The organism is Limnohabitans rimovensis (SeqCode), from assembly GCF_965234775.1.
GTDB classification, from domain to species: Bacteria; Pseudomonadota; Gammaproteobacteria; order Burkholderiales; family Burkholderiaceae_C; genus Limnohabitans; species Limnohabitans rimovensis.
Map to the genome: position 1 here is coordinate 103,283 of NZ_OZ248568.1, position 22,881 is coordinate 126,163.

A 22,881-nucleotide genomic window follows, 5' to 3' on the forward strand; every position below is an offset into this window, starting at 1 on the left:
CATTTTTGTGGAATTGGCTTGCATTTAATAAATCTATAGTTGTATTCGGTGTAAATTATTAATACAATGGTTGCCAGTTGTCGGTTTGCCAAATGTTTGGCGGGCCAAGCGAGTAAAAACCATGTCGTCTTATTTACTGCTGAGCCGCGATCGGCCCACCCCACAGGCAGGCACATCCAAAGCGCCCCCATCGCAAACGGTTGTCAGCACCAGCGGGAGCAAAAGTTTTGTACTGGCCGTGCCAGCAGAGCCCAACAAAATCTATGCCCTGCTGGACCCGCAGACCCAACAGCCCGTGGCGGGTCAGAAAATCATCCGCAAAGGCAAAAACCTGGTCATTGAGCTGAACGGCACGCCGGTTGTCAACCTGCTCAACTACTTTGACAGCGATGTGCCCACGCCAGGCGATACCCCAGTCCCCCAGCCCCCCAGCTCAATGGTGCCCACGGCGGCGATCCAATACGTGTTTCCAACCGGCCTGGCCAACTGCCCTTTGTCGGCGATTGACTCCACAGCCAGTTTGGCAGGCGATGCTGCGGGGGTTCTGTGGTCGCCGGGCAGTGCTGGCATCTTGTGTGTCAATCCGGTCGCTTTTGGCATCACCCCTTTGACGGCTTTGGCCCCTGCCGTCCCCGGTTTTGGTTGGGGCACGCTGGCCGCAGGCGCAGCCGGCGTCGCCGGGGTGGCCGCCATTGCCGATGGCGGCGGCGGCGGCAAAACCAGTGACGCCACGCCCAGCGGCGATACCGTGCCGCCTGTGGTCACCGCCGTCACCGGCACTTCCGACAAGCCAACCAACAGCGATATCAGCTTTAAGGTCAGCTTCAGCAAGGCCCTTGCCAGTGCACCCAGCACCGCCAATTTCAGCGCCACACAAGGCACGGTGACTTCTGTCACCCCCGTGGCGGGCACGAACCAATACACCGTGGTGGTCACACCCAACAGCGGTGTGGCCAACGGCACGGTGAGCCTGAGCCTCAAAGGCAGCGGCCTCAAAGACGCTGCGGGCAACTCGGTGCTCGATGCTGATCTGTCTGGCTTTGCCAAACAAACCATCGATACTTTGGCACCAACGGTCACGTTGACCGCTATTGGCGACAGTGATGCCGCACCTGGCGAAACCTTCAACCAAGGCTTTACCGTCACCACGGGCGCCACTGCCAGCGTCAAGATCAATGGCAACACCATCCAAGGCAGCGCCCTGGCCGACTGGTTCACCATCACGGTAGGTGTCAATGGCCTAGACACCTACACCGCCAAGGTGGATCAATTTGACGGCAGCGAGACCATCGCAGTAGCTGCAAGTTTGAGCGATGCCATCGGCAATGTGGGCACCGCCACCCCCATTGACCTGCAACCCATCGACACCACCGCCCCCACTGTCAACCTGAGCAACGGCAACGATTTTCTGAACATCGAAAGCTTGTCAGTGGATGTGAGCGAAGGCGGAACTTTGTATGTGGTGGAGGGCGACAACCTCAGCATCAATAGCTTGGCCGACATCCTCAATGCACCAAACAGTTTGCTGCTGTCGCAATCCACCCCCAAGAAAGATAACGTCATCGTGGCTTTGGCTAGCCTGGAGACTGGACGAAATTATGTGGTGTATGCGGTGGACAAAGCGGGTAATTTGTCACAACGCAGCAGCCCATTCGCTTTGAACCAAGAACCTGACCCGGCCCCCATCAACCCGGTACTCGGCCCGATCAGGGTTGGCGAAGTCGATGAAGCCGGCAAGCCCAAGCAGCTCATCATCCACGGGCAAACAGCCGATGACCAAAGCGGCTGGGCGGTGAGCAACGCCGGGGATGTGAATGGCGACGGCCTGGACGATTTGCTGATCGGGGCACGCGGGGCCAATGTCTATGCGGGCAATGTGTATGTGGTGTTTGGCAAAACCGATTTGACGGACGTTCAGCTGAGCGACATTGCGCAAGGTAGCGGTGGGTTTGTCATCCGCGGCGATCCCAATGGCCAATGGGATGGTGACACGAACAACAACAACGGCCGTGGCGACGAACTGGGCACCTCGGTGAGCGCGGTTGGGGACATCAATGGCGACGGCCTGGCCGACTTGATTGTGGGGTCGCCCTTCAGCAACATCGATAGCACTTTTACAAACTCTATAGACGCTGGCTCTGCCCATGTGGTGTTTGGCAAAACAGACACCGACGCCGTGGAGATTTCAAACTTGGGTGGCGATGGTTTTACTTTGAACACGCCCTATAACTTTGCTGGGGGCAATTTGTTGGGCCGATCGGCTCGATCGGCGGGCGACGTCAACGGGGATGGTGTGGCAGACCTGATCGTGGGCGCGGAGGGAAGTGTGGACACAAATGCCAATGCCTATGTGCTGTTTGGTCAAACGGGGTTGAATACAGATGTCAACTTGCTTGACATTGAGGGGGCGCAAACTGGCTTTCGAATGTTCTACGACGACGGGCAATTCAACCAATCTTTTGCCAGCGCGGGGTTTTCGGTCAGTTCCGCCGGCGATGTGAATGGCGATGGTTTGGCCGATTTGCTGGTGAGCGCCACAGGTGCTGGAGGACCAGGATTTGCGTCTATTGGCGCTGGCCATGCCTATGTGGTGTTCGGCAAAGCCAACGCCAGCGCGATCAACCTCTTCGACTTGGAAACCGCGAACAACACCCAAGGCTATGTGATCAAGGGGGAGGCCTTCCTCGACGAATTGGGCTTTTCGGTGCGCTCCGCTGGCGACGTCAACGGCGACGGTTTGGCCGATGTGATTGTGGGCACACCGTATAACTCTGCCAATGCGGGCGCGGCCTATGTGGTGTTTGGCAAAAGCGATGGCGGCGCTATTGATGTGAACAACTTGGGCAGCAACGGGTTTGCCTTCAAGGGCCTGGCGGAAGAATATGCCGGCTATTCGGTGGGCTCCGCCGGCGACATCAATGGCGATGGCTTGGCCGACTTGATCGTCGGCACGGCAAACGGCAACAAAAGCTATGTGATTTTTGGCAAGGCCGACAACACGGCCGTGGAGGCCACTGCGATCGAAGCCGGCAACGGCGGTTTTGTGATCAACGGCTTGCTTGACCCCACCGACAAGTCCCGGTACGCGGTAAGCGCAGCGGACGACGTCAACGGCGACGGCTTTGACGATTTGATCGTGGGTGGGCGCGGTATTGGTAACTTCACCGGAAAAAGCTACGTGATATTTGGCGGCAGCCAACTGGCCCAAACCGTGGACTTCGTCGGCACCGCTGCGAGCGAAAAACTCACCGGCACCGGCTACAGCGAAACCTTTGCCGCAGGCCAGGGCAACGACATTTTGATCGGCGGTGGCGGCGCCGATGTGATGATGGGTGGCGCGGGCGACGACACTTTTGTCCTCAACCTCAGCAACCTCACCGCTTTGCAAAACGTGTTCGGGCAAGGCGGCAACACCTACCAGTTGTCGCGGGTGGTGGGCGGCAGTGGCCTGGACACCCTGCGCATTTCCGCTTTGGGCGGCGACCTGGACTTGACGAAAGTGGCCAATGTGGACGCGGGCGGGCCGGATGGTTTGAGCCGGATTGAAAGCATCGAAATCATCGACATGGCCAGCGACGCCGCCGCCAACCAACTGACCATTGAACTCAGAGATGTGGTCGACATGGCCGGTATGAACCTGTTTCAAGTGAATGGCCAAAGCGTGGCCAAGCACCAAGTGGCGGTGTATGGGGGCAGCAATGACCGCGTGGACATTGACCTCAGTGTCACGGGATGGGTGCAATCCAATGACACAGTGGTTCAAGGCGGGCACACCTTGGTGGTTTACAACCACGCCAGTGCGCAAGCGCAGTTGTTGATCGATCAGTTGATGGTGAGCAACAACGGTGTCATTTGATGCCGATGGCTGCGCTCAAAGGTTGGGCGCCAGCAAACGCAACAAGTCTTTGTCGTCCACGCCTTGGCGCTTGGCCAAGTCTTGCACCTGATCATCACCAATGCGGCCCACGTTGAAGTAGGTGGCCTCGGGGTGTGCCAGGTAAAAACCGCTCACACTCGCCGCAGGTGTCATGGCCATGCTCTCAGTCAGCGTCATGCCGATGTCTTGGCATTGCAGCAAGTCGAACATTTGCTTTTTCACGCTGTGGTCGGGGCAGGCGGGGTAGCCGGGTGCGGGGCGGATACCTTTGTATTTTTCTTTGATCAACTCTTCGTTGCTCAATTGCTCTGTGGCGGCGTAGCCCCACAGGTCGCGGCGCACCCGGGCATGCATGCACTCGGCAAAGGCTTCGGCCAAGCGGTCGGCCAAGGCTTTGAGCATGATGGCGCTGTAGTCGTCGTGGTCGTCCATGAAGTATTTTTCTTTTGAGCCCACGCCCACACCGGCGGTCACGGCGAACAGGCCCACATGGTCTTGCAAGCCGCTGGCCTGGCCTTTGGCATCGTTCAAAGGTGCGACAAAGTCAGACAAGCAACGGTTGGGGTTTTGCACACCGTCATGTACCGGCTTTTCGGTTTGCTGGCGCAAGCCGTGCCAGGTGAGCGCACGTTGGCTGCGGCTCTCGTCGGTCCACAGCACGATGTCGTCGCCCACGCTGTTGGCGGGGTACAGGCCCACCACCGCATGGGCTTGCAACCAGCGGCCTTCAATCAGCCGCTTCAACATGCGCTTGCCGTCGCTGAACACCCGCTGCGCTTCAGTGCCCACCACCTCGTCTTTCAAGATGGCGGGGAAGGGACCGGCCAAATCCCAGGTTTGGAAGAAAGGGCCCCAGTCGATGAAGGGCTCCAACTCGGCCAAATCAAAGTTTTTGAAGACCCGCTTGCCAATGAACTTTGGCGCGGTGGGCTGGAACGCCGCCCAATCGATGGCCGCGGCGTTGGCACGGGCCTTGGCCAGCGGCAGCAAGGGGGTTTGCTTTTTGTTGGCGTGTTGCTCGCGCACTTTGGCGTAGTCGGCGTTGAGTTCTTCGATGTACTGTGCCGCTTGGTCACTCAGCAGGCCTTGCGCCACGCCCACGCTGCGCGAGGCGTCGGGCACATAAACCACCGGCCCTTCGTAGTGCGGCGCAATCTTCACCGCGGTATGCACACGGCTGCAAGTGGCGCCACCAATGAGCAGCGGGATTTTGCGCAAGCGGAAATGGTCGTCCTTTTGCATCTCGGCGGCAACGTACTGCATCTCTTCCAAGCTGGGGGTGATGAGGCCCGACAAGCCGATGATGTCCGCGCCTTCCACCTTGGCGCGGGCCAAAATTTCGTGGCAGGGCACCATCACACCCATGTTGACCACGTCAAAGTTGTTGCATTGCAAAACCACGGTGACGATGTTTTTGCCAATGTCGTGCACATCGCCTTTGACTGTAGCAATCACGATCTTGCCCTTGGTTTTCACATCTTCGCCGGCCGCTTCTTGCAAACGTTTTTCTTCTTCGATGTAGGGGATCAGATGGGCCACGGCCTGCTTCATCACGCGAGCGCTTTTCACCACCTGCGGCAAAAACATCTTGCCTTGGCCAAACAAATCGCCGACCACGTTCATGCCGTCCATCAGCGGGCCTTCGATCACATGCAGCGGCCTGCCGCCACGGGCCAACACCTCTTGGTAAGCGGCTTCGGTGTCTTCGTTGATGAATTCGGTGATGCCATGCACCAGCGCATGGCTGAGTTTGTGCGACACGCTCACCGGTGCCTCGGGCGTGCCTCGCCAAGCCAGCTTGGCGCTGTCGTCTTTGGCCGCGCCCTTGGCGCTCTCAGCCACTTCAATCAAACGCTCGCCCGCTGTCAGGTGCGCTTCGCCGTCTTTGTACTGAGGCGTTCTGTTCAACACCACGTCTTCCACACGCTCGCGCAGCGTGGGCTCGAGGTCGTCATAAACGCCCACCATGCCGGCGTTGACGATGCCCATGTCCATGCCCGCTTGGATGGCGTGGTACAGGAACACGGTGTGGATGGCTTCGCGCACCGGGTCGTTGCCACGGAATGAAAAACTCACATTTGACACACCACCGCTGACCTTGGCGCCGGGCAGGTTCTCTTTGATCCAGCGCGTGGCGTTGATGAAGTCCACCGCGTAGTTGTCGTGCTCTTCAATGCCAGTAGCGATGGCAAAAATATTCGGGTCGAAGATGATGTCTTCAGGCGCAAAGCCCACCCCACCTTGGTCAACATCCGCGATCAACACGCGGTAAGCGCGTTCGCAAATCTCCACCTTGCGTTGGTAGGTGTCGGCTTGGCCTTTTTCGTCGAACGCCATCACCACCGCGGCCGCGCCATAGCGCTTGATCAGCTTGGCTTGGCGCTTGAATTCGTCCAAGCCCTCTTTCATGCTGATGGAATTCACAATGCCCTTGCCTTGTATGCAACGCAAGCCGGCCTCGATGACGCTCCACTTAGAGCTGTCGATCATGATGGGCACACGGGCGATGTCGGGTTCAGACGCGATGAGGTTCAAAAAACGCACCATGGCGGCAAGGCTGTCGAGCATGGCCTCGTCCATGTTGATGTCGATGATTTGTGCGCCGTTTTCCACCTGCTGCCGCGCAACGGCCAGGGCTTGCTCGTACTCGCCGTTCAAAATCATGCGGGCGAAGGCTTTGGAGCCGGTGACGTTGGTGCGCTCGCCGATGTTCACAAACGTGGCTTGTTGCGCCGTGCCTGTGCCGTCATCGCTGGCGGTCACGCCAATGCGAACCGGCTCCAAGCCAGATAGCTTCATGGGGGGTACAGCGGTATGTGGGGTCGTCATGGGCTCACCTGATGGATGCAAAACAGGCGAGCGTCGTTGCGGGCAATCATCTCAAGCCTGGCTTCGTGCGAAGCTGCAACGCTCCTTGAGACGATCAGATTTTAAGCCCTTCTGATTTCCAAGCCGCAATGGACGAGGTATAGTTATTTGAAAGCATAAAAATGCATTGTCAGGGAGCCCCATATGATCACCATGAATAAACCGAGCAAAGTGGCCACACCGCCTCGTGGCAAATCTGTGGTTGCCATGACGCCTGATGAACGCATTGCCGACATGCAGGCGTTTGGCCGTGAGATTCGCGAATCCAAAAAAACCGCTCAAGAATTCCTCATCCGCGCGGGTATCTTGAACAAGAAAGGTGCGTTGGCCAAACCCTATCGCGGCTGATGTCTGCCCATTGGTCGACTTACGAATACCAGCCCAGCTTCGTACTGGGCTTTCACGGCTGTGACAAGGCCATCGGCGAAGCCCTGCTCTCAGGCAAAACCAAGCACCTGAAGCCTTCCACCAAAATTTATGACTGGCTGGGCCATGGAATTTACTTTTGGGAAGGCAATCCTGCGCGCGCACTTGAGTGGGCTGAGCTTAAACAACAAGAAGAAAAGATCCTGGCGCCATTTGTCATTGGCGCCATCATTGACCTGCGCCGCTGCCTCGATCTGTTTGACAAAGAAGGGCTGAGGCAAGTTCGGACAGCACATGCCGAACTCGAACAAACCATGCAGCTGACAGGCACACCCATGCCCTCCAATGCCGGAAACACGCCGGACAACGCCGGCAGAAAGCTCGATTGCTTGGTACTGAACTACTTGCATGAATACCGCAAAGAGCGCAACGAAGAAGAATACGACTCTGTGCGCGGGCCGTTTTTAGAAGGCGCGCACCTCTATCCCAACGCCGGTTTCCGCAGCGAAAACCACATTCAACTTTGCATCCGCAACACCGATTGCATCAAGGGTTACTTTCGCCCTATCAAGGCTTGATCAACGGACATCATCAACCGCACCATCACCTCACGCCGCCTGCTTATACCCACCCCAAGCATGCACCCCACGCGGTTTGAGTGGCGACACCGCGTCGCCAATGGCTGCGATGTGCTCGGGCGTGGTGCCGCAGCAGCCGCCCACGATGTTGACCAAACCCTCGGCGGCGAACTCGTGCAGCAAGCGGCTGGTCACATCAGGCGTTTCGTCAAAGCCGGTCTCGCTCATGGGGTTGGGCAGGCCGGCGTTGGGGTAACAGCTGATGAAGGTGTCGCCGGCCACGCGCGCGAGCTCTTGGATGTAGGGGCGCATGAGGGCCGCGCCCAAGGCGCAGTTCAGCCCCACCGCCAAAGGTTGGGCGTGGCGCACGCTGTGCCAAAACGCGGTGACGGTTTGGCCGCTCAGGATGCGCCCCGAGGCGTCGGTGACGGTGCCACTGATGATGAGCGGCAGGCGCTCGCCACTGGCGTCAAAGTATTCGTCAATGGCAAACAGCGCGGCTTTAGCGTTCAAGGTGTCGAAGATGGTCTCGACCAACAACACGTCCACGCCGCCTTCCACCAAGGCTTGCACTTGCGCGTAATAGGCCGCTCGCAGCTCTTCAAAGTTGACGTTGCGCGCACCGGGGTCGTTCACATCGGGGCTGATGCTGGCGGTTTTGGGCGTGGGGCCCAAAGCGCCGACCGCATAGCGCGGCTTGTCGGGCGTGGAGAACTTGTCGCAAGCGGCGCGGGCAATGCGGGCCGAGGCGCGGTTCATTTCCACCGCCAAGTCGGCCATGTCGTAATCGGCCTGTGCGATGGTGGTCGCGCCAAAGGTGTTGGTCTCAATCAGGTCGGCACCCGACGCCAAATAGCCCTCGTGGATGTCGCGGATGATGTCCGGGCGGGTGAGGCTGAGCAGCTCGTTATTGCCTTTGACGTCGCGGTGAAAGTCGGCGAAACGCTCAGCTTGGCCGCCCTCGCCGCTGAAGCCCGCGCCTCGGTACTGGGCCTCGGATAGCTTAAAGCGCTGGATCATGGTGCCCATGGCACCGTCTAGGATGGCGATGCGTTGCTGGAGCAAATCGGGCAAAGTTTGGGCGCGGGTGTAGTTCATGGGGCCGATTGTAGAAACCTGGCTTGCGCGGTCCCACGCGGACAGGGTTTTGCCAAACAGCGAAAATGCCCCCCATGAAACATTTATTGCCCAAGCAGGCTTGGGAATGCTTGCAAGCCAACCCTGAGGCTTTGCTGATCGACGTGCGCATGGAAATCGAATCGATGTACGTGGGCCGCCCCCCGGGTGCCGTGCATGTGGCGTGGTACGAATACCCCGACTTCACCCCCGACATCCCCGCGTTTTGCAACCAGGTGCTGGCCGAGGCCGGCGACAAGGCCAGACCCCTGGTGCTGCTGTGTCGCAGCGGTCAGCGCACCATCGACGCAGGCCTTGCCTTGGAGGCCGCTGGTTTCTCCGATGTGGCCCACGTGGTGCATGGCTTTGAGGGTGACTTGGACCCCCGCTTTCAACGCTCCAGCGTCAATGGCTGGCGCCATGAAGGGTTGCCGTGGGAGCAGATGTAAGCCCGGCCACACGGCCTGAGCTGGCACCACAGGCCTTGCACGCCTTGCTGCGCGAGGTGTTTGGCTACAACCAATTTCGCGGCCCACAGGCCGACATCATTGGCCATGTGAGCCAAGGGGGTGACGCCTTGGTGCTGATGCCCACTGGCGGGGGGAAGTCGCTGTGTTACCAAATACCAGCCATTGCACGGCAACGTGCTGGCTTGGGTGTGGCGGTGGTAGTCTCGCCCTTGATCGCGTTGATGCACGACCAAGTGGGCGCTTTGTTGGAGGTGGGGGTGAGCGCGGCCTTGCTCAATTCGACCTTGAGTGGCGAGCAGGCCCATGCGGTGGAGCAACGCTTGCTCAGTGGCGACATCACTTTGCTCTACGCCGCCCCCGAGCGGGTGACCACGCCGCGCTTTTTGGCCTTGCTCGACCAATTGCACGAGCGCGGTTTGCTGGGTTTGTTTGCGATTGACGAAGCCCACTGCGTGAGCCAATGGGGGCACGACTTTCGCCCCGAGTACCGTGGCCTGACGGTTTTGCACGAGCGTTTCGCGGGTGTGCCGCGCGTGGCCCTGACCGCCACCGCCGACGACCTGACGCGTGCGGACATTGTGGAGCGCTTGCAGCTTGAAGACGCGCGCCAATTTGTCAGCAGCTTTGACCGGCCCAACATCCGCTACACGATTGTCGAAAAAAAGGAGCCTTTGGCCCAGCTGCTGCGCTTGATCCAGCGCGAGCACACCGGGCCCGAGGGCAGCGACAGCGGCATTGTGTATTGCCAGTCGCGCAAGCGGGTGGAGGAGGTGGCGCAGTCTTTGGTGCAGCACGGCTTGCTCGCGCTGCCCTACCACGCGGGGATGGATGCGGCCATTCGGCAGCGCCACCAAGACCGGTTTTTGCGCGAAGAGGGCATTGTGATGGTGGCCACCATCGCTTTTGGCATGGGCATCGACAAACCCGATGTGCGTTTTGTGGCGCACCTGGACATGCCCAAGAACATCGAGGGCTATTACCAAGAGACCGGCCGCGCCGGGCGCGACGGCCTGCCCGCCCAAGCCTGGATGTGCTATGGCTTGCAAGACGTGGTCAACCAGCGCCGCATGATCGACGAAAGCCCAGCGGGCGAGGACCACAAGCAGGTGATGCGCGGCAAGCTTGACGCTTTGCTGGCGCTGGCCGAGGCCACCGACTGCCGGCGGGTGCGCTTGCTGGCCTATTTTGGCGAGCCCTATGCGCCCGAAGGGGCCGGCAGCCCGCCGCTGATGCGTTGTGGCCATTGCGACAACTGTTTGTCACCCCCCGACACCTGGGATGCCTCAGAGGCCGCGCGCATGCTGCTCTCGACCGTGTACCGGGTGCAACAGCATTCGGGCATGCAATTTGGCGTGGCCCACACCATGGACATCGTGCGTGGCAAGCGCACCGAAAAGGTTTTGCAACACAGCCACCAAGACCTGAGTTGCTTTGGCGTGGGCCAGCGTTACAGCGAAGCCCAGTTGCGCAGCGTGTTGCGTCAGCTGGTGGCCACCGAGGCCCTGGGCGTGGACGCGCAGGCCTTCAACACCTTGTATTTGACCGACGCCTCCCGCGCCATCCTGAAAGGGAACCACAGCGTCACCCTGCGCCACAGCCACGACCGCGCCAGCGAGCGCAAGGCGCGGCGCATCGAGGGCACACCGGGGCTGCCCACGCTGGACGCCAACGCCCAAGAGCGCTTGCAAGCCCTCAAGGCCTGGCGCGGCGAAGTGGCCCGCACCCACAACCTGCCGGCCTATGTGATTTTTCACGACGCCACGCTGCACGCCATTGCCCACCTGGCCCCCAGCAGCCTGGAGGCCTTGCAAGACATCAGTGGCATTGGCCAGAAAAAACTGCAAGCCTATGGACAAGAAGTGCTGCGCGTGGTGGCAGCACGGGCCATGGCTTAAAATAAGCACATCTCTGAAACCTTTGGAATGACCATGTCTGCTCCCCACCACCACAACGAACACCACCACCAAGATACCGAAGATGTGGTGGAGAGCATTGTTCCGCTGATGCCCATCGTGTTGCCCATCGCGGGCGGCGTGTTGATTTTTCTGCTGGCCTTCATCGCTGTTTTTATGGCCTGATCGCCCCGGTGCGCATCCAAAAGCCCCGCTGGTCGGGGCTTTTTTGTGCCTGCGCTGAATGCGCCCCGACCCGTTGGGCGCCGGGCAAGAGCCCCAGACATAAGGTTATGCGTTTTTTGCATGACCCTGTCAGGCACCGGCCCAAGCCCCTGCCTAGAATCGCCTCCACCCTGGCCCCAGCCGCGCTGCCCAGGGTGAAATGGTTGCTTGAGTTCAGCCCATGAAAACCCCGCCCTGGCGAGTGAGAAACATGGTGGGCTGACCTGAATCAACTATCGACGGAGCACGCATGAACGCACCTTACACACCGGGCCTGGCTTTGAACGCCCCCGGGTTTGTTAAAAACGCAAAACTGGTGGCTTGGGTGGGCGAAATCGCCGCCTTGTGCAAGCCCGACGCCATCCATTGGTGCGACGGCAGCCAAGCCGAATACGACGCCTTGTGCCAACAACTGGTGGACGCCGGCACCTTCCAGCGCCTGAACCCCGCCAAGCGACCCAACTCCTTTTTGGCCAAGTCCGACCCCAGCGACGTGGCCCGCGTGGAGGACCGCACCTTCATTTGCACCGACCGCAAAGAAGACGCTGGCCCCACCAACAACTGGATCGCCCCGGCCGAAATGCGCAACACCCTCAACGGCTTGTTTGATGGTTGCATGACCGGCCGCACTTTATATGTGGTGCCGTTTTCCATGGGCCCCTTGGGCAGCCCGATTGCCCACATCGGCATTGAGTTGTCCGACAGCCCCTATGTGGCGGTCAACATGAAGATCATGACCCGCATGGGCCAAGCCGTCCATGACGTGCTGGGCACCGATGGCGAGTTTGTGCCCTGCGTGCACACCGTGGGCGCACCGCTGAAGGCCGGCCAAAAAGACGTGGCGTGGCCCTGCAACCCAACCAAATACATCGTGCACTTCCCCAAGTCGCGCGAGATTTGGTCTTATGGCTCGGGCTATGGCGGCAATGCCTTGTTGGGCAAAAAGTGTTTCGCGCTGCGCATCGCCTCCAACATGGGCCGCGCCGCCGCCGAAGGCCCTGCGGGCAGCCCCGGCTGGCTGGCCGAGCACATGCTGATCTTGGGCGTGACCAACCCCCAAGGCAAAAAGTACCATGTGGCTGCGGCCTTCCCCAGCGCTTGCGGCAAAACCAATTTCGCCATGTTGATCCCGCCCGCCGGCTTTGAGGGCTGGAAAGTCACCACCATTGGCGACGACATCGCCTGGATCAAGCCCAGCGCCGACGGCAAACTGCGCGCCATCAACCCCGAGGCCGGCTACTTTGGCGTGGCCCCCGGCACCAACACCTTGACCAACCCCAACTGCATGGCCAGTTTGGACCGTGACGTAATCTTCACCAACGTCGCGCTGACCGACGACGGTGATGTGTGGTGGGAAGGCATGGGCGACGCCCCTGCGCACTGCATCGACTGGCAGGGCAAAGACTGGACCCCTGCCATCGCCAAAGAAACCGGCGCCAAAGCCGCCCACCCCAATGCCCGCTTCACCGTGGCCGCGACCAACAACCCCGCGCTCGACAGCGCCTGGGACGACCCCGCTGGTGTGGTCATCGACGCCTTCATCTTTGGTGGCCGCCGCTCGACCACCGTGCCTTTGGTGACCGAAGCGCGCAACTGGACCGAGGGCGTGTACATGGCTGCCACCATGGGCTCCGAGACCACAGCCGCGGCCGCTGGCCAACAAGGCGTGGTGCGCCGCGACCCGTTTGCCATGTTGCCCTTCACGGGTTACAACATGAGTGAGTACTTCCAACATTGGCTGGACATGGGCACCAAACTGGCAGCCTCTGGCGCCAAGTTGCCGGCCATTTACTGCGTCAACTGGTTCCGCAAAGGGGCCGATGGCAAGTTTGTCTGGCCTGGTTATGGCGAGAACATGCGCGTGCTCAAGTGGATGATCGACCGCATCGAGGGCAGCGCCAAAGGCCAAGACCACGTGTTCGGCGTCAGCCCGGCGTTTGACGAAATCACCTGGACCGGCCTGAACTTCACCCAAGAGCAATTCAAAACCGTCACCCACATCGACAAAGCCGCTTGGGTGGAAGAGCTCAAGTTGCACGATGAGTTATTCAGCCAACTGGCCCACAAGCTGCCCGCTGCGCTGCCGCAGACCAAGGCCGCGATCGAAAAGCGTTTGCACGCTTGACCTTTGCCCCTTGGGCGGGGAAAACAAAAAAGCCGTTGCATGCAACGGCTTTTTCTTTGGCTTTTAGAGAAAGCAGGCGCCCACATGGCGCCCGTGCTTTAACCGCGACCGCGCATCAGCGCACCTTGCAATTCAGCCATGATGCGGGGGTCGACTTGGGCCAAGGCCCACAAACGGCGATCCGCCTCGGCCTGTTTGCGGCGCAGGTTCCAAGCCGCCAGGCGCTGGCCCAAATGCAGGTGATGCAGGGGGCGGGCAAAAAAGGCCAGGGCAGACAAAGCCACCAACCACATGGCCAACCAGGCCAGCATCAAGTGGTCTTCGCTCAGGCTTTCAATGGCTTGAAAGGCGCCGACCAACACGGCCGCAACGACCGACCATTGCAACAAGGCGGCCAGGCCACGCTCTTGGCTCAAACGTGCGCCAAAGCCTTGGAATTTGCGGGCCACGCTGATGGCGCGTTCCACGCCGGGGTGGGTTGTGGGGTAGTCGATGTGGACAAAGGTGGTCATGGTGAACTCCGTATTTAAAGCAGTGAAAGCGTTGCTGATGGATGGATATTAGGGTATTCCCCCACATCAAACAAGTGATGATTGCGCATGTGATACATTCACCAGACTTATGAATCAAGTCAACTTCCGCACCCTGGACTTGAACCTGCTGCGCATCTTTGACGAGGTGATGGCCGAGCGCAGCCTGACGCGGGCGGCGCACAAATTGGCCCTGACCCAGCCGGCGGTGAGCAACGCCATGCGCCGCTTGCGCGAACGCTTGGGCGAAGACTTGATGCGCCGCGACGGCCAAGGCCTGAGCCCCACGCCACGTGCCCTGGCTTTGTGGCCGCAGGTGCGCACCGCCTTGGCGCAGTTGGAACAAAGCCTCAACCCGGGCGAATTCGAGCCCGCACACGCCGATGCCACCTTTGTGTTGGCCATGGCCGACGCCACCGCCGCCGAGCTGATGCCCGGCTTGGTCGATATTTTGGAGCGCGAAGCACCGGGCGTTTCCATGCGTGTTTTGCCGCTTAGCACGCGCAACCCCAGCGCCATGCTCGAGCAGGAGCTGATCGATATGGCGGTGGGCTACTTCCCGGCCCTGCTCGCCGAGCTCAACGCCCCGACACCGGTGGAAGGCGGCCATGCCTTGCAGCACCAGCGCTTGTTTGACGGTCAGTATGTGTGCGTGATGCGCCAAGACCACCCCTTGGCGACACAAGCATTGGACTTGGACACCTTTTGCCAGGCGCGCCATTTGTTGGTGAGCTTTTCCGGCCGGCCCTTTGGGTTTGTCGACGAGGCCCTGGCCAGCTTGGGGCGCGAGCGCCATGTGGTGCTGACCGTGAACCAGTTTTTCACCGCCGGTCAGGTGGTGGCGCACTCCAATTTGCTCACCGTGCTGCCGCAGCATTTTTTGAGCGTGACCGGGGTGTTTGAGCGGCTGGTGGTCAAGCCCTTGCCATTTCAAGTGCCCACCGTGCATGTGGACATGGTGTGGCGCAAACGCTTGCGTCAGCCCCATGCCCACCAGTGGTTGCGCCAAGCCGTGGCGCGTGCCAGCCTTCAGACGCTGGCCAAAATCAAAGCTTGACTGGACCCGCCCGCCCGCGCTCGACTTGGAAGCGCGCTTGCACGGTCAAATCGGCGCGGGTGCCCGCCGGAAAAGGCGTGGTGCGAAATTCACACAGCGCCGACTCGGGCTCGATGTGGATGAGCGCATAACCGCGCTCATCAGAACGGGCGTAAACAATGTCGGGGTTGGCTGAGCGCGCCGCATTGAGCACGCTTTCACCCAAGCCGCGTGAGGTGATGGAGGTGGCGACAAACTCGCTGGCCACCACCGGCGAGTTGTCATCATTGGGCTGCAACCGCAACTTGGCGGCCACGTTCATGTGCACATCGCCGCCCAAGGTCAGCACGTTGCTGACCGGCCCATCGGCCATGGCTTGCAGCAAACGCCGCCGCGCTTGCGGGTAGCCGTCCCAGGCATCGGTGTAAGTGGCCCGGCCCAAGGGCGTGCTGACCGAGGTGGGGCTGATTTGGGTGGCTTGCGCCAGCAGCTTCCAAGTGGCGCTGGATTGGCGCAAGCCCTGGTAGAGCCAATCTTCTTGGGCGGCACCCAGCATGCTGCGCCCAGGCTCATCGAGTTCGGCGCACTGGGTCACCACCCGGCCGCCGCCGCGGTTGGGGTCTTGGCAGGCTTGGGGGCTGCGGTACTGGCGGCAATCCAAAGTCCACAGGTCGGCCAAGCGGCCCCAGGGCAGGTGCTGGTGCAGTCGCATGCTGGCACCCCATGGGCTGCTCGGGTCCAGTCCCAAGGCCAGGGGCTGGTGTTCAAAATAGGCTTGATAGGCCGCCGCGCGGCGTTGCATGAACACCTCCAACGGGGTGTTGCGCGTATCGCGGTCAGCCGCATAGTCGTTGACCACCTCGTGGTCGTCCCACATCAGCAACCAGGGGTGCGCGGCGTGGGCGGCTTGCAGGTGGGGGTCTGATTTGTACAGCGCATAGCGCTGGCGGTATTCGTCCAGGGTTTTGGGCTCGCCGCCGGTGTGCTTGCGGATGGCCAAGCGCGGATTGGTGCTCTCGTAGATGTAGTCGCCGACAAACACCACCAGGTCCAGGTCTTGGCGCGCGATGTCCGCGTGGGCCACATATTCGCCTTGTTCATAGTGCTGGCACGAGGCCAGGGCCAGGCGCAGTCGGCGCACATCGTCGGTGGGGCGCGGCGCGGTGCGGGTGCGGCCCACCGGGCTGATCGCATCACCACAGCGAAAACGGTACCAATAAGAGCGCCCAGGTGCCAAGCCAGTGGCCTGGGCATGCACGCTGTGGCCGCGCTGTGCATCGGTGGTGATGTCGCTGTGCCACACGCGTTGGCGCAAGGCCTCGTCGGCAAACACTTCACACACCACCCGTGCTGCATCGGTACCGCTGTCGGCACGGTCTTGCGGGCCGACCACCAAACGGGTCCACAACACCACGGTGTCGGGTCGGGGTTGGCCGCTGGCCAGACCCAAGGTGAACGGGTTGTCGCGCCAGCGCCGTGGGTCTGGCCCGGCTTGGCCCACCGCCTGCTGCCATGGCGCCAAGGCCAAGGCCATGGCGTGGGCCTGGGCCCAACGGTGAAAGTCACGCCGCTGCATGGCTGGCCATCGGGTGAGCTGTGGGGTGGGCTGCGGGATGGGTACCGCTCAAGCGTTGAGCAAGGTCCACAAGCGGTACGGCGTGATGGGCATTTGCAATTGGCTGGCCTGGGCCGCGTGGCCATTGCGCGCCAAGGCGTCGGCCACCGCATTGACCACGGCAGGCGTGGCCCCAATGGTGCCCAACTCGCCCACCCCTTTGACGCCCATGGGGTTGTTTTTACAGGGCACGGACTCGTCCATCTCCGTGACAAAGTTGGCGTGCATGATGTCGGCGTGGGGCACGGCGTAATCCATCAAGCTGCCGGTGAGCAACTGGCCGGTTTCGGCGTCGTAGGTCATTTGCTCGCACAGGGCTTGGCCGATGCCTTGCACCGCGCCGCCGTCAAGCTGACCGCGCACGATGGTCGGGTTGACCACCCGGCCCACGTCGTTGACCGAGCTGTAGGCCACCAACTCCACATTGCCGGTGGCCGCGTCGACCTCGACTTCGCACACATGGCAGCCATTGGGCCAGGTGGGCCCGCTGACCTTGGTGGTGGAGGCCAAATGCATGCGGCCATCGGGCTGGCGCTGCGCCAACTCACCCAGGCCCAGGCCGATGTCGGTGCCCTTGACCTGAAAGCGCCCAGCCTCGTAGGCCAAGTCGGCACCCGCCACTTCCAGTGTTTTGGCGGCCAACTCACGGGCTTGCGCCAGGCTGCGCTCAGAGCCCTCTTTGACCGCCGAGCCACCGGTGAACAAAGAGCGCGAACCCGCGCTGCCAAAGCCGTCGCCGCGGTCGGTGTCGCCCAACACAATGCGCACCTGCGACATCGGCACCCCAAACACATCGACCACCAGTTGCGCCAGCGAGGTGGCGATGCCCTGGCCCATGGGGGCCATTGCGCTGAACACCTCGATCACCCCATCAGCGGCGATGGTGACAGTGACGTTTTCTTCCAAGGCGTTGCCGCCGGTCCACTCCAAAAATGTGGCCAGCCCCAAACCGCGCCATTTGCCGCGCGCCTTAGAAGCTGCTTCGCGCTGGGCAAAGCCATCCCACTGCGCCAGCGCCAGGCCTTTGTCCATGATGTGCTCAAACGCACCCACGTCATAGGTTTGGCCCATGGCATTTTTGTAGGGCATTTGGCTGGGCGCAATCATGTTGCGCCGGCGCAGGGCCACGCGGTCCATGCCGATTTGGCGCGCCGCCTCGTCCATCAAGCGCTCGATGTTGAAGATCGCTTCGGGCCGGCCCGCACCCCGGTACGCGCCCATGGTGGCGGTGTTGGTCAACACGGCGGTGAAATGAAAGTCAATGGTCTGGATGTCGTACACGCTGGTTTGCACCCAGGGGCCGATCATCACCTGAATGGCCACGCCCGTGGGCGCAGGGTAGGCCCCCACATTGGCCAAGGTTTCGATGCGCAAGGCCAAAATTTTGCCGTCGGCGGCCAAGGCCATTTCTGCCTGGGTTTCGATGTCACGCCCATGGGTGGAGCTGAGAAAGTCTTCTGCGCGCTCGGCCATCCATTTGACCGGGCGTTGCAGCACATGGCAGCAATACGCCACCACGCCGTCCTCGGGGTACATGCCGGTTTTCATGCCAAAGCCACCGCCCACGTCACCCACCAAGACCCGCACTTTTTCTTTGGGCAGGCCGAGCAAATCGCTCACCAAGGTGCGCACGCCGCTGGGCATTTGGCTGCTCATGCGCATGGTCAAGCGGCCTTGGTCGATGTAGGCCAACACGCTGCGCGGCTCCAGGGTCAGGGCGGCCAAGCGTTGGTTGTCAATGTGCAGTTTGACCACATGCGCGGCACTGGCAAAAGCTTGCTGCGCGGCCTGTGCGTCGCCATAACGCGTCTCGGCCACGATGTTGTCGGGCACGTCGTCACACAACCGGGGGGCATCGGCCGCCAAAGCCGCGTGCACGCCGGTGGCGTTGGGCAGCTCGTCGTAGTCGACCATCACCGCCTCGGCAGCATTGCGCGCGTTTTCCACGCTGTCGGCCACCACCACCGCGACCACTTCGCCGACAAAGCGCACCCGCTCATGGGCCATCAGGTAGCGCGGTGGGCTGGCCGCTGGCGAACCATCGGCACGTTTGAAGCCAGCGGGTTTGGGCAAGGGCTTGATGCCCGCTTGGGCCAAATCTGCGCCGGTGACCACCAAAGACACGCCGGGCATGGCGCGCGCCGCGGCCACATCGACGCTTTTCAACAGCGCATGGGGGTAGACCGAGCGCACAAACCAGATGTGCTGCAGGCCCTCGACCTGGGCGTCATCGGTGAACAAGCCTTGGCCTTTGAGCAACAAGTCGTCTTCCAAACGCTTGACCGCATGACCGCTTCCAAATCGCATGTTTTCCGTATTCACATCAGCCCTTTTGCTTGTCGATTCACAGGGGCACCAGTGTAGTCGCAGCCCCATCGGGGCGGGTGAAATGCCCACCAAAGGGAGAACCCACAAATATGAATACTTAGGTTTAATAAAAGACCAAATATGCCGATTACTGTTAACTTTTGTGTAGTTATAAAAAGTTTTCGTTTCTTTTACACTTCATAGCACTTTTGACGGACATTTATTTGATTAATTCATGAAAAATAGCCCCTTTGAGCGCATCCCACGCCGACGTTGGTTGGCTGCTGGTGCGGGTGCTGTGTCAACGCTGGCCTGGTCAGCGGCAGCGGCACAGCCCAACAAGGCGTCCGAAACCCGCTTGCGCTTGGCGGCTGCTTGGCCCGACAAAATGCCGGGGCTGAGCGATGCGGTGCGGCGCTGGGCTCAGCGGGTGAACACCTTGTCGGGCGGGCAGCTGCACATCGACGTGCGCTTTTCGGGCGAGTCGGGCATCCCACCCTTGCAGCTGCTCGAAGCTGTGGCCTCGGGGCAAGTGGACATGGCCCATGGCACGTCTTATTACTGGTCCACACACTCGCCGGGTTTTCCGTTTTTTGCCACCGTGCCCTTTGGCATGAATGCCAACGAGCACACCGCATGGCTGCGCTTTGGGGGCGGCATGGCGCTGTGGACACGCTTGGCCCGGGCGCATGGCGTGGTGCCTTTGGCCTGTGGCAACACCGGGGTGCAAACCGCCGGTTGGATGCGCGAAAAAATCACATCACTGGCTTCGCTCAAGGGCTTGCGCTTGCGCTACCCGGGCTTGGGCGGCGAGGTGTTGCGCCGTTTGGGCGCGGTGACGGTGAATTTACCCGCCAGCGAAATCGTGCCCGCGCTGGCCAGCGGCAAGATCGACGGGGCGGAGTGGGTGTCGCCTTGGTGTGACATGCAATTGGGCCTGCACGAGGTGTGCAACCACTGCTATGTGCCCGGCATCCACGAGCCCGGCCACACCACCGAGTTGATCGTCAACCCCAAGGTGTGGGAGAGGCTGTCGCCCCTGCACCAAGAAATCATGCGCGCCGCCGGCTGGCAAGAGTGCACCGACATGCTGGCGCAGTTCAACCACGAAAACGCGCGCAGCTTGCAGACCCTGCGCCAATTCAAAAACGTCGAGTTGCTGCGCCTGCCCAACGATGTGACGCGTGCCTTTCGGCAAATCACGCCACAGGTGTTGCGCGATGCGGTGCAGGGCGACACGCTGGCCCAAGAGATCCACCGCAGTTACACCGCTTATTTGCAAAACCAATTGCGCTGGGCCGAAGTGGCCGACCGCGCTTACTGGCAAGCGCGCTACGCATGAAACTGTTGCAAGGTTTGGGCCGCCACACATCGGGCAATTCAGGGCAAGCCGGTGACACCCGTGGCGTGGAGCGCCAACTCGAGCGCATCCGCTGGGGGGTGTGGTTGGTGCTGGGCCTGCTGGCGCTCATCTGGTTGGTCTATGTCTATCGCAGCCACAGCTTTGCCGTGGAGGATCAGCGCACAAAGGCCAAAATTGCTGCCGCATCGGTGCAGGCGCGGCTGGACAACGCCTTGCGCCACATCGACGACATCCTGGCCTACACCTTGGCCGCCTTCAACCGAAGTGGGCCGGGCTTGATTGACAGCGACACCCTGGCCCAAGTGCGCGGTCGCGACACCCGCACCCCTTATCGCCAGGTGCTGGTGACCACCGCAGCGGGCGACCCTTTGTTGTCCATCCCCGCTTTGCCCCTAGAGGCGTCCTTGCAAGACATTGCCCAAGCGCAAAGCAACAACAGCGACGCCAGCATCCTCAGCCATGTGGTGAACGAACAAGGCCAAGCCTTGCTGGCGCGCAGCATGCGCTTGACTTACAGCGACGGCACTTTCGCCGGCATGGCGGTGGCCTTGCTCGACCCCGGCTTGGTGCGCGAGGCGCTCAACACCCATTCCACTGAAACATCCCCGGCCCTGCAAGTGCTGTTGGGTGCCGCCGTATTGGGCTCGGGCTGGGTTGACGGCGCCGCACCCAGCCGCGCACCGGTGTTGACCCTGGCCACCGAAGCCCCCGATTTGATGGTGCAAGCCTGGATCAACCCTTCTGCCGTGCAACAAGCCTGGTTGGCCCAACTGTGGTGGCCGAGCTTTTTCTTGTGCTGTGTGATGGGCTTGTTTATGTGGGGCTCGCGCAACCTCAGCCGCTCGCTGCGCCAAGAGCTGCACAACCAGCGCTTGGCCGACCAAAGCGCGATTGAGGCGCGCATCCATGCCATGTTCATCGCCAACATCAGCCACGAAATCCGCACCCCCATGAATGGCATCTTGGGCGCCTGCGACCTGTTGGCCGCTTCGCGCTTGACAGAACAACAAACCGAATGGACGGGCCTGATGCGCCGCTCAGGCGAAAACCTGATGGGCATCATCAACAACATCTTGGACTTCAGCAAGCTCGAGGCCGGCCAATTTCAGCTCGATCAAAAGGCCTTTCCCCTGCTGCACACCTTGGAAGACAGCTGCACCTTGCTGGCCAAATCGGCCCATGACAAAGGCTTGCACTTGCACTGCGACTTGGACGTCAGCGAGGCCGACTGGGTGCGCTCCGACCCGCTGCGCCTGCGCCAAATCGTGCTCAACTTGTTGGGCAATGCCATCAAATTCACCGAACAAGGCCATGTGCTGTTGTGGGCCCAATGGCGACCAGGCGACGGCTCCACTTCGCTGCACCTGCGGGTGCAAGACAGTGGCATTGGCATGGACGGGCAACAGCTCGAGCGCTTGTACACGCCGTTTCACCAAGCCGACAACTCGCATGCGCGCCGCTACGGTGGAACGGGACTGGGCATGAGCATCACCCAGCACCTGGTGGGCTTATTGGGGGGCCAATTGACCGTGCAAAGCAGCCCCGGCCAAGGCACCGTGTTTGAAGTGTGGCTGCCCCTGGAAACCACACCAGCGCATGAAGTGGAAACGCCAGCCCCAGCCGCCGACTTGCCTGCCACCACACCGTTGTTTGTGGACGCCGTCAGCGCCAACTGGCGCGAAAGTTGGCACACCCACATGATCCATTTGCGCCAACCCATCGGTGGCGACACCAATAAGCCCGCCTGGGTGCTCATTGACAGCCACAGCCCCCTGCCGACACGCGAACAACTGCCCCATGCGGTGTTGGCTTATGTGGTGCTGGCCCGGTCGCAGCAGGTTTTTTTACCCCCCGCCGAGTGGCCCATGGCACCGCTGTGGCGGCTGGAAACACCGCCCAAGCGCGAGGCTGTGCGCGCCCTGTGGACGCGCTTGCACCAACGCCAAAACCCAGAGCTGATGGCCGCCGTGGCCACGCCCCATGCAGCGCCCACCGCCCCCACCCCTTGGACAAACAACGCCACACGCGAACACCCGATCAAGGTGCTGGTGGTCGAAGACCACCCGGTCAACCAAACCATCATCCGCGCCATGCTCACCCGCATGGGTTGCGACATCGACATGGCCGACAACGGCGTGCAAGCCCTCAGCGCCTTTGAAACCAACACCTACGACCTGGTGCTGATGGACTGCCAAATGCCCGAGATGGACGGCTTTGACACCACCCGCGCCTTGCGCGAGCGCGAAGCCCTCAACCCCACCATGGGCCGTGTGCCCGTGATCGCCTTGACCGCCTTGGCCATGTTGGGCGACGCCGAGCGTTGCTTGGCCGCGGGCATGGACGACTACCTGACCAAACCCATCCAGCTCGAACAACTGAGCGCCAAAATGCAGCGCTGGCGCCCCACTGAAGAAGGCACGCCTGGCCCGCGCATGTGACACAGGCACAATCAGGCGCGCCACCCTGCCCGGGCATGGCCCCGACACACCGCCCGGCAGGGGGTGACAACGCCC

15 protein-coding genes and 1 riboswitch are annotated in these 22,881 nt (G+C 61.2%); of the genes, 10 read left to right on the forward strand and 5 right to left on the reverse strand.

The window, feature by feature from the left end; genetic code table 11:
* Positions 1 to 121 precede the first annotated feature (121 nt).
* On the forward strand, positions 122 to 3,856 hold the full coding sequence (locus AC8GFZ_RS13530) for a beta strand repeat-containing protein (protein ID WP_506645433.1): 3,735 nt from the start codon (positions 122 to 124) through the stop codon (positions 3,854 to 3,856).
* A gap of 15 nt (positions 3,857 to 3,871) precedes the next feature.
* Here the strand turns inward: AC8GFZ_RS13530 and metH are convergent, their stop codons facing one another.
* The gene (metH, locus tag AC8GFZ_RS13535; protein ID WP_506645525.1) at positions 3,872 to 6,676 is read right to left on the reverse strand and encodes a methionine synthase; all 2,805 of its coding nucleotides are present in this window, start codon (positions 6,674 to 6,676) and stop codon (positions 3,872 to 3,874) included.
* Between the two features lie 51 nt (positions 6,677 to 6,727).
* Positions 6,728 to 6,799, reverse strand: a riboswitch (S-adenosyl-L-homocysteine riboswitch).
* Between the two features lie 90 nt (positions 6,800 to 6,889).
* Here metH and AC8GFZ_RS13540 point away from each other — a divergent pair.
* Together AC8GFZ_RS13540 and AC8GFZ_RS13545 are read left to right on the forward strand one after the other, a co-directional pair.
* The gene (locus AC8GFZ_RS13540) at positions 6,890 to 7,093 is read left to right on the forward strand and encodes a hypothetical protein (protein ID WP_506645434.1); all 204 of its coding nucleotides are present in this window, start codon (positions 6,890 to 6,892) and stop codon (positions 7,091 to 7,093) included.
* Complete coding sequence (locus AC8GFZ_RS13545) at positions 7,093 to 7,689, forward strand: hypothetical protein (RefSeq protein WP_506645435.1); 597 nt, start codon at positions 7,093 to 7,095, stop codon at positions 7,687 to 7,689. Before AC8GFZ_RS13540 ends, AC8GFZ_RS13545 begins: the two co-directional genes overlap by 1 nt.
* 30 nt (positions 7,690 to 7,719) lie before the next feature.
* Here the strand turns inward: AC8GFZ_RS13545 and AC8GFZ_RS13550 are convergent, their stop codons facing one another.
* Positions 7,720 to 8,796 (reverse strand): homocysteine S-methyltransferase family protein, encoded by a 1,077-nt coding sequence (locus AC8GFZ_RS13550; RefSeq protein WP_506645526.1) that lies wholly within the window; start codon positions 8,794 to 8,796, stop codon positions 7,720 to 7,722.
* 65 nt (positions 8,797 to 8,861) lie between these two features.
* Here AC8GFZ_RS13550 and AC8GFZ_RS13555 point away from each other — a divergent pair, with 65 nt between their 5' ends.
* From AC8GFZ_RS13555 to AC8GFZ_RS13570, 4 genes are all read left to right on the forward strand, one after another.
* Positions 8,862 to 9,254 (forward strand): rhodanese-like domain-containing protein, encoded by a 393-nt coding sequence (locus AC8GFZ_RS13555; RefSeq protein WP_506645436.1) that lies wholly within the window; start codon positions 8,862 to 8,864, stop codon positions 9,252 to 9,254.
* Entirely contained in the window at positions 9,239 to 11,170 is a 1,932-nt protein-coding gene (gene recQ, locus AC8GFZ_RS13560; RefSeq protein WP_506645437.1) for a DNA helicase RecQ, read from the forward strand. Before AC8GFZ_RS13555 ends, recQ begins: the two co-directional genes overlap by 16 nt.
* Positions 11,171 to 11,203: 33 nt before the next feature.
* Positions 11,204 to 11,353, forward strand: a complete 150-nt coding sequence (locus AC8GFZ_RS13565; RefSeq protein ID WP_506645529.1) for a hypothetical protein — start codon at positions 11,204 to 11,206, stop codon at positions 11,351 to 11,353.
* Positions 11,354 to 11,642: 289 nt separating this feature from the next.
* Entirely contained in the window at positions 11,643 to 13,517 is a 1,875-nt protein-coding gene (locus AC8GFZ_RS13570; RefSeq protein ID WP_506645438.1) for a phosphoenolpyruvate carboxykinase (GTP), read from the forward strand.
* Between the two features lie 98 nt (positions 13,518 to 13,615).
* Here the strand turns inward: AC8GFZ_RS13570 and AC8GFZ_RS13575 are convergent, their stop codons facing one another.
* Positions 13,616 to 14,029 (reverse strand): hypothetical protein, encoded by a 414-nt coding sequence (locus AC8GFZ_RS13575; protein WP_506645439.1) that lies wholly within the window; start codon positions 14,027 to 14,029, stop codon positions 13,616 to 13,618.
* Positions 14,030 to 14,138: 109 nt separating this feature from the next.
* Between AC8GFZ_RS13575 and AC8GFZ_RS13580 the strand changes: the two genes are divergently transcribed.
* On the forward strand, positions 14,139 to 15,104 hold the full coding sequence (locus tag AC8GFZ_RS13580) for a LysR family transcriptional regulator (RefSeq protein WP_506645440.1): 966 nt from the start codon (positions 14,139 to 14,141) through the stop codon (positions 15,102 to 15,104).
* Here AC8GFZ_RS13580 and AC8GFZ_RS13585 read toward each other — a convergent pair.
* On the reverse strand, positions 15,094 to 16,659 hold the full coding sequence (locus tag AC8GFZ_RS13585; protein ID WP_506645441.1) for an alkaline phosphatase D family protein: 1,566 nt from the start codon (positions 16,657 to 16,659) through the stop codon (positions 15,094 to 15,096). The two genes, AC8GFZ_RS13580 and AC8GFZ_RS13585, sit on opposite strands and share 11 nt — an antisense overlap.
* A 48-nt stretch (positions 16,660 to 16,707) precedes the next feature.
* A complete protein-coding gene (locus AC8GFZ_RS13590; RefSeq protein ID WP_506645442.1) occupies positions 16,708 to 19,005 on the reverse strand; it encodes a xanthine dehydrogenase family protein molybdopterin-binding subunit in 2,298 nt (765 codons plus the stop codon).
* A gap of 235 nt (positions 19,006 to 19,240) precedes the next feature.
* Here AC8GFZ_RS13590 and AC8GFZ_RS13595 point away from each other — a divergent pair, with 235 nt between their 5' ends.
* Both AC8GFZ_RS13595 and AC8GFZ_RS13600 read left to right on the forward strand, forming a co-directional pair.
* On the forward strand, positions 19,241 to 20,347 hold the full coding sequence (locus AC8GFZ_RS13595; RefSeq protein WP_506645443.1) for a TRAP transporter substrate-binding protein: 1,107 nt from the start codon (positions 19,241 to 19,243) through the stop codon (positions 20,345 to 20,347).
* The gene (locus AC8GFZ_RS13600) at positions 20,344 to 22,806 is read left to right on the forward strand and encodes a hybrid sensor histidine kinase/response regulator (protein WP_506645444.1); all 2,463 of its coding nucleotides are present in this window, start codon (positions 20,344 to 20,346) and stop codon (positions 22,804 to 22,806) included. Before AC8GFZ_RS13595 ends, AC8GFZ_RS13600 begins: the two co-directional genes overlap by 4 nt.
* Positions 22,807 to 22,881 lie beyond the last annotated feature (75 nt).

What these genes read in the sequence shown, in the direction of transcription:
- AC8GFZ_RS13530 (WP_506645433.1), top strand. Translation starts at nt 122, where the DNA reads ATGTCGTCTTATTTACTGCTGAGCCGCGATCGGCCCACCCCACAGGCA.
- metH (WP_506645525.1), bottom strand. Translation starts at nt 6,676, where the DNA reads ATGAAGCTATCTGGCTTGGAGCCGGTTCGCATTGGCGTGACCGCCAGC.
- AC8GFZ_RS13540 (WP_506645434.1), top strand. Translation starts at nt 6,890, where the DNA reads ATGATCACCATGAATAAACCGAGCAAAGTGGCCACACCGCCTCGTGGC.
- AC8GFZ_RS13545 (WP_506645435.1), top strand. Translation starts at nt 7,093, where the DNA reads ATGTCTGCCCATTGGTCGACTTACGAATACCAGCCCAGCTTCGTACTG.
- AC8GFZ_RS13555 (WP_506645436.1), top strand. Translation starts at nt 8,862, where the DNA reads ATGAAACATTTATTGCCCAAGCAGGCTTGGGAATGCTTGCAAGCCAAC.
- AC8GFZ_RS13565 (WP_506645529.1), top strand. Translation starts at nt 11,204, where the DNA reads ATGTCTGCTCCCCACCACCACAACGAACACCACCACCAAGATACCGAA.
- AC8GFZ_RS13570 (WP_506645438.1), top strand. Translation starts at nt 11,643, where the DNA reads ATGAACGCACCTTACACACCGGGCCTGGCTTTGAACGCCCCCGGGTTT.
- AC8GFZ_RS13575 (WP_506645439.1), bottom strand. Translation starts at nt 14,029, where the DNA reads ATGACCACCTTTGTCCACATCGACTACCCCACAACCCACCCCGGCGTG.
- AC8GFZ_RS13580 (WP_506645440.1), top strand. Translation starts at nt 14,139, where the DNA reads ATGAATCAAGTCAACTTCCGCACCCTGGACTTGAACCTGCTGCGCATC.
- AC8GFZ_RS13585 (WP_506645441.1), bottom strand. Translation starts at nt 16,659, where the DNA reads ATGCAGCGGCGTGACTTTCACCGTTGGGCCCAGGCCCACGCCATGGCC.
- AC8GFZ_RS13590 (WP_506645442.1), bottom strand. Translation starts at nt 19,005, where the DNA reads ATGCGATTTGGAAGCGGTCATGCGGTCAAGCGTTTGGAAGACGACTTG.
- AC8GFZ_RS13595 (WP_506645443.1), top strand. Translation starts at nt 19,241, where the DNA reads ATGAAAAATAGCCCCTTTGAGCGCATCCCACGCCGACGTTGGTTGGCT.
- AC8GFZ_RS13600 (WP_506645444.1), top strand. Translation starts at nt 20,344, where the DNA reads ATGAAACTGTTGCAAGGTTTGGGCCGCCACACATCGGGCAATTCAGGG.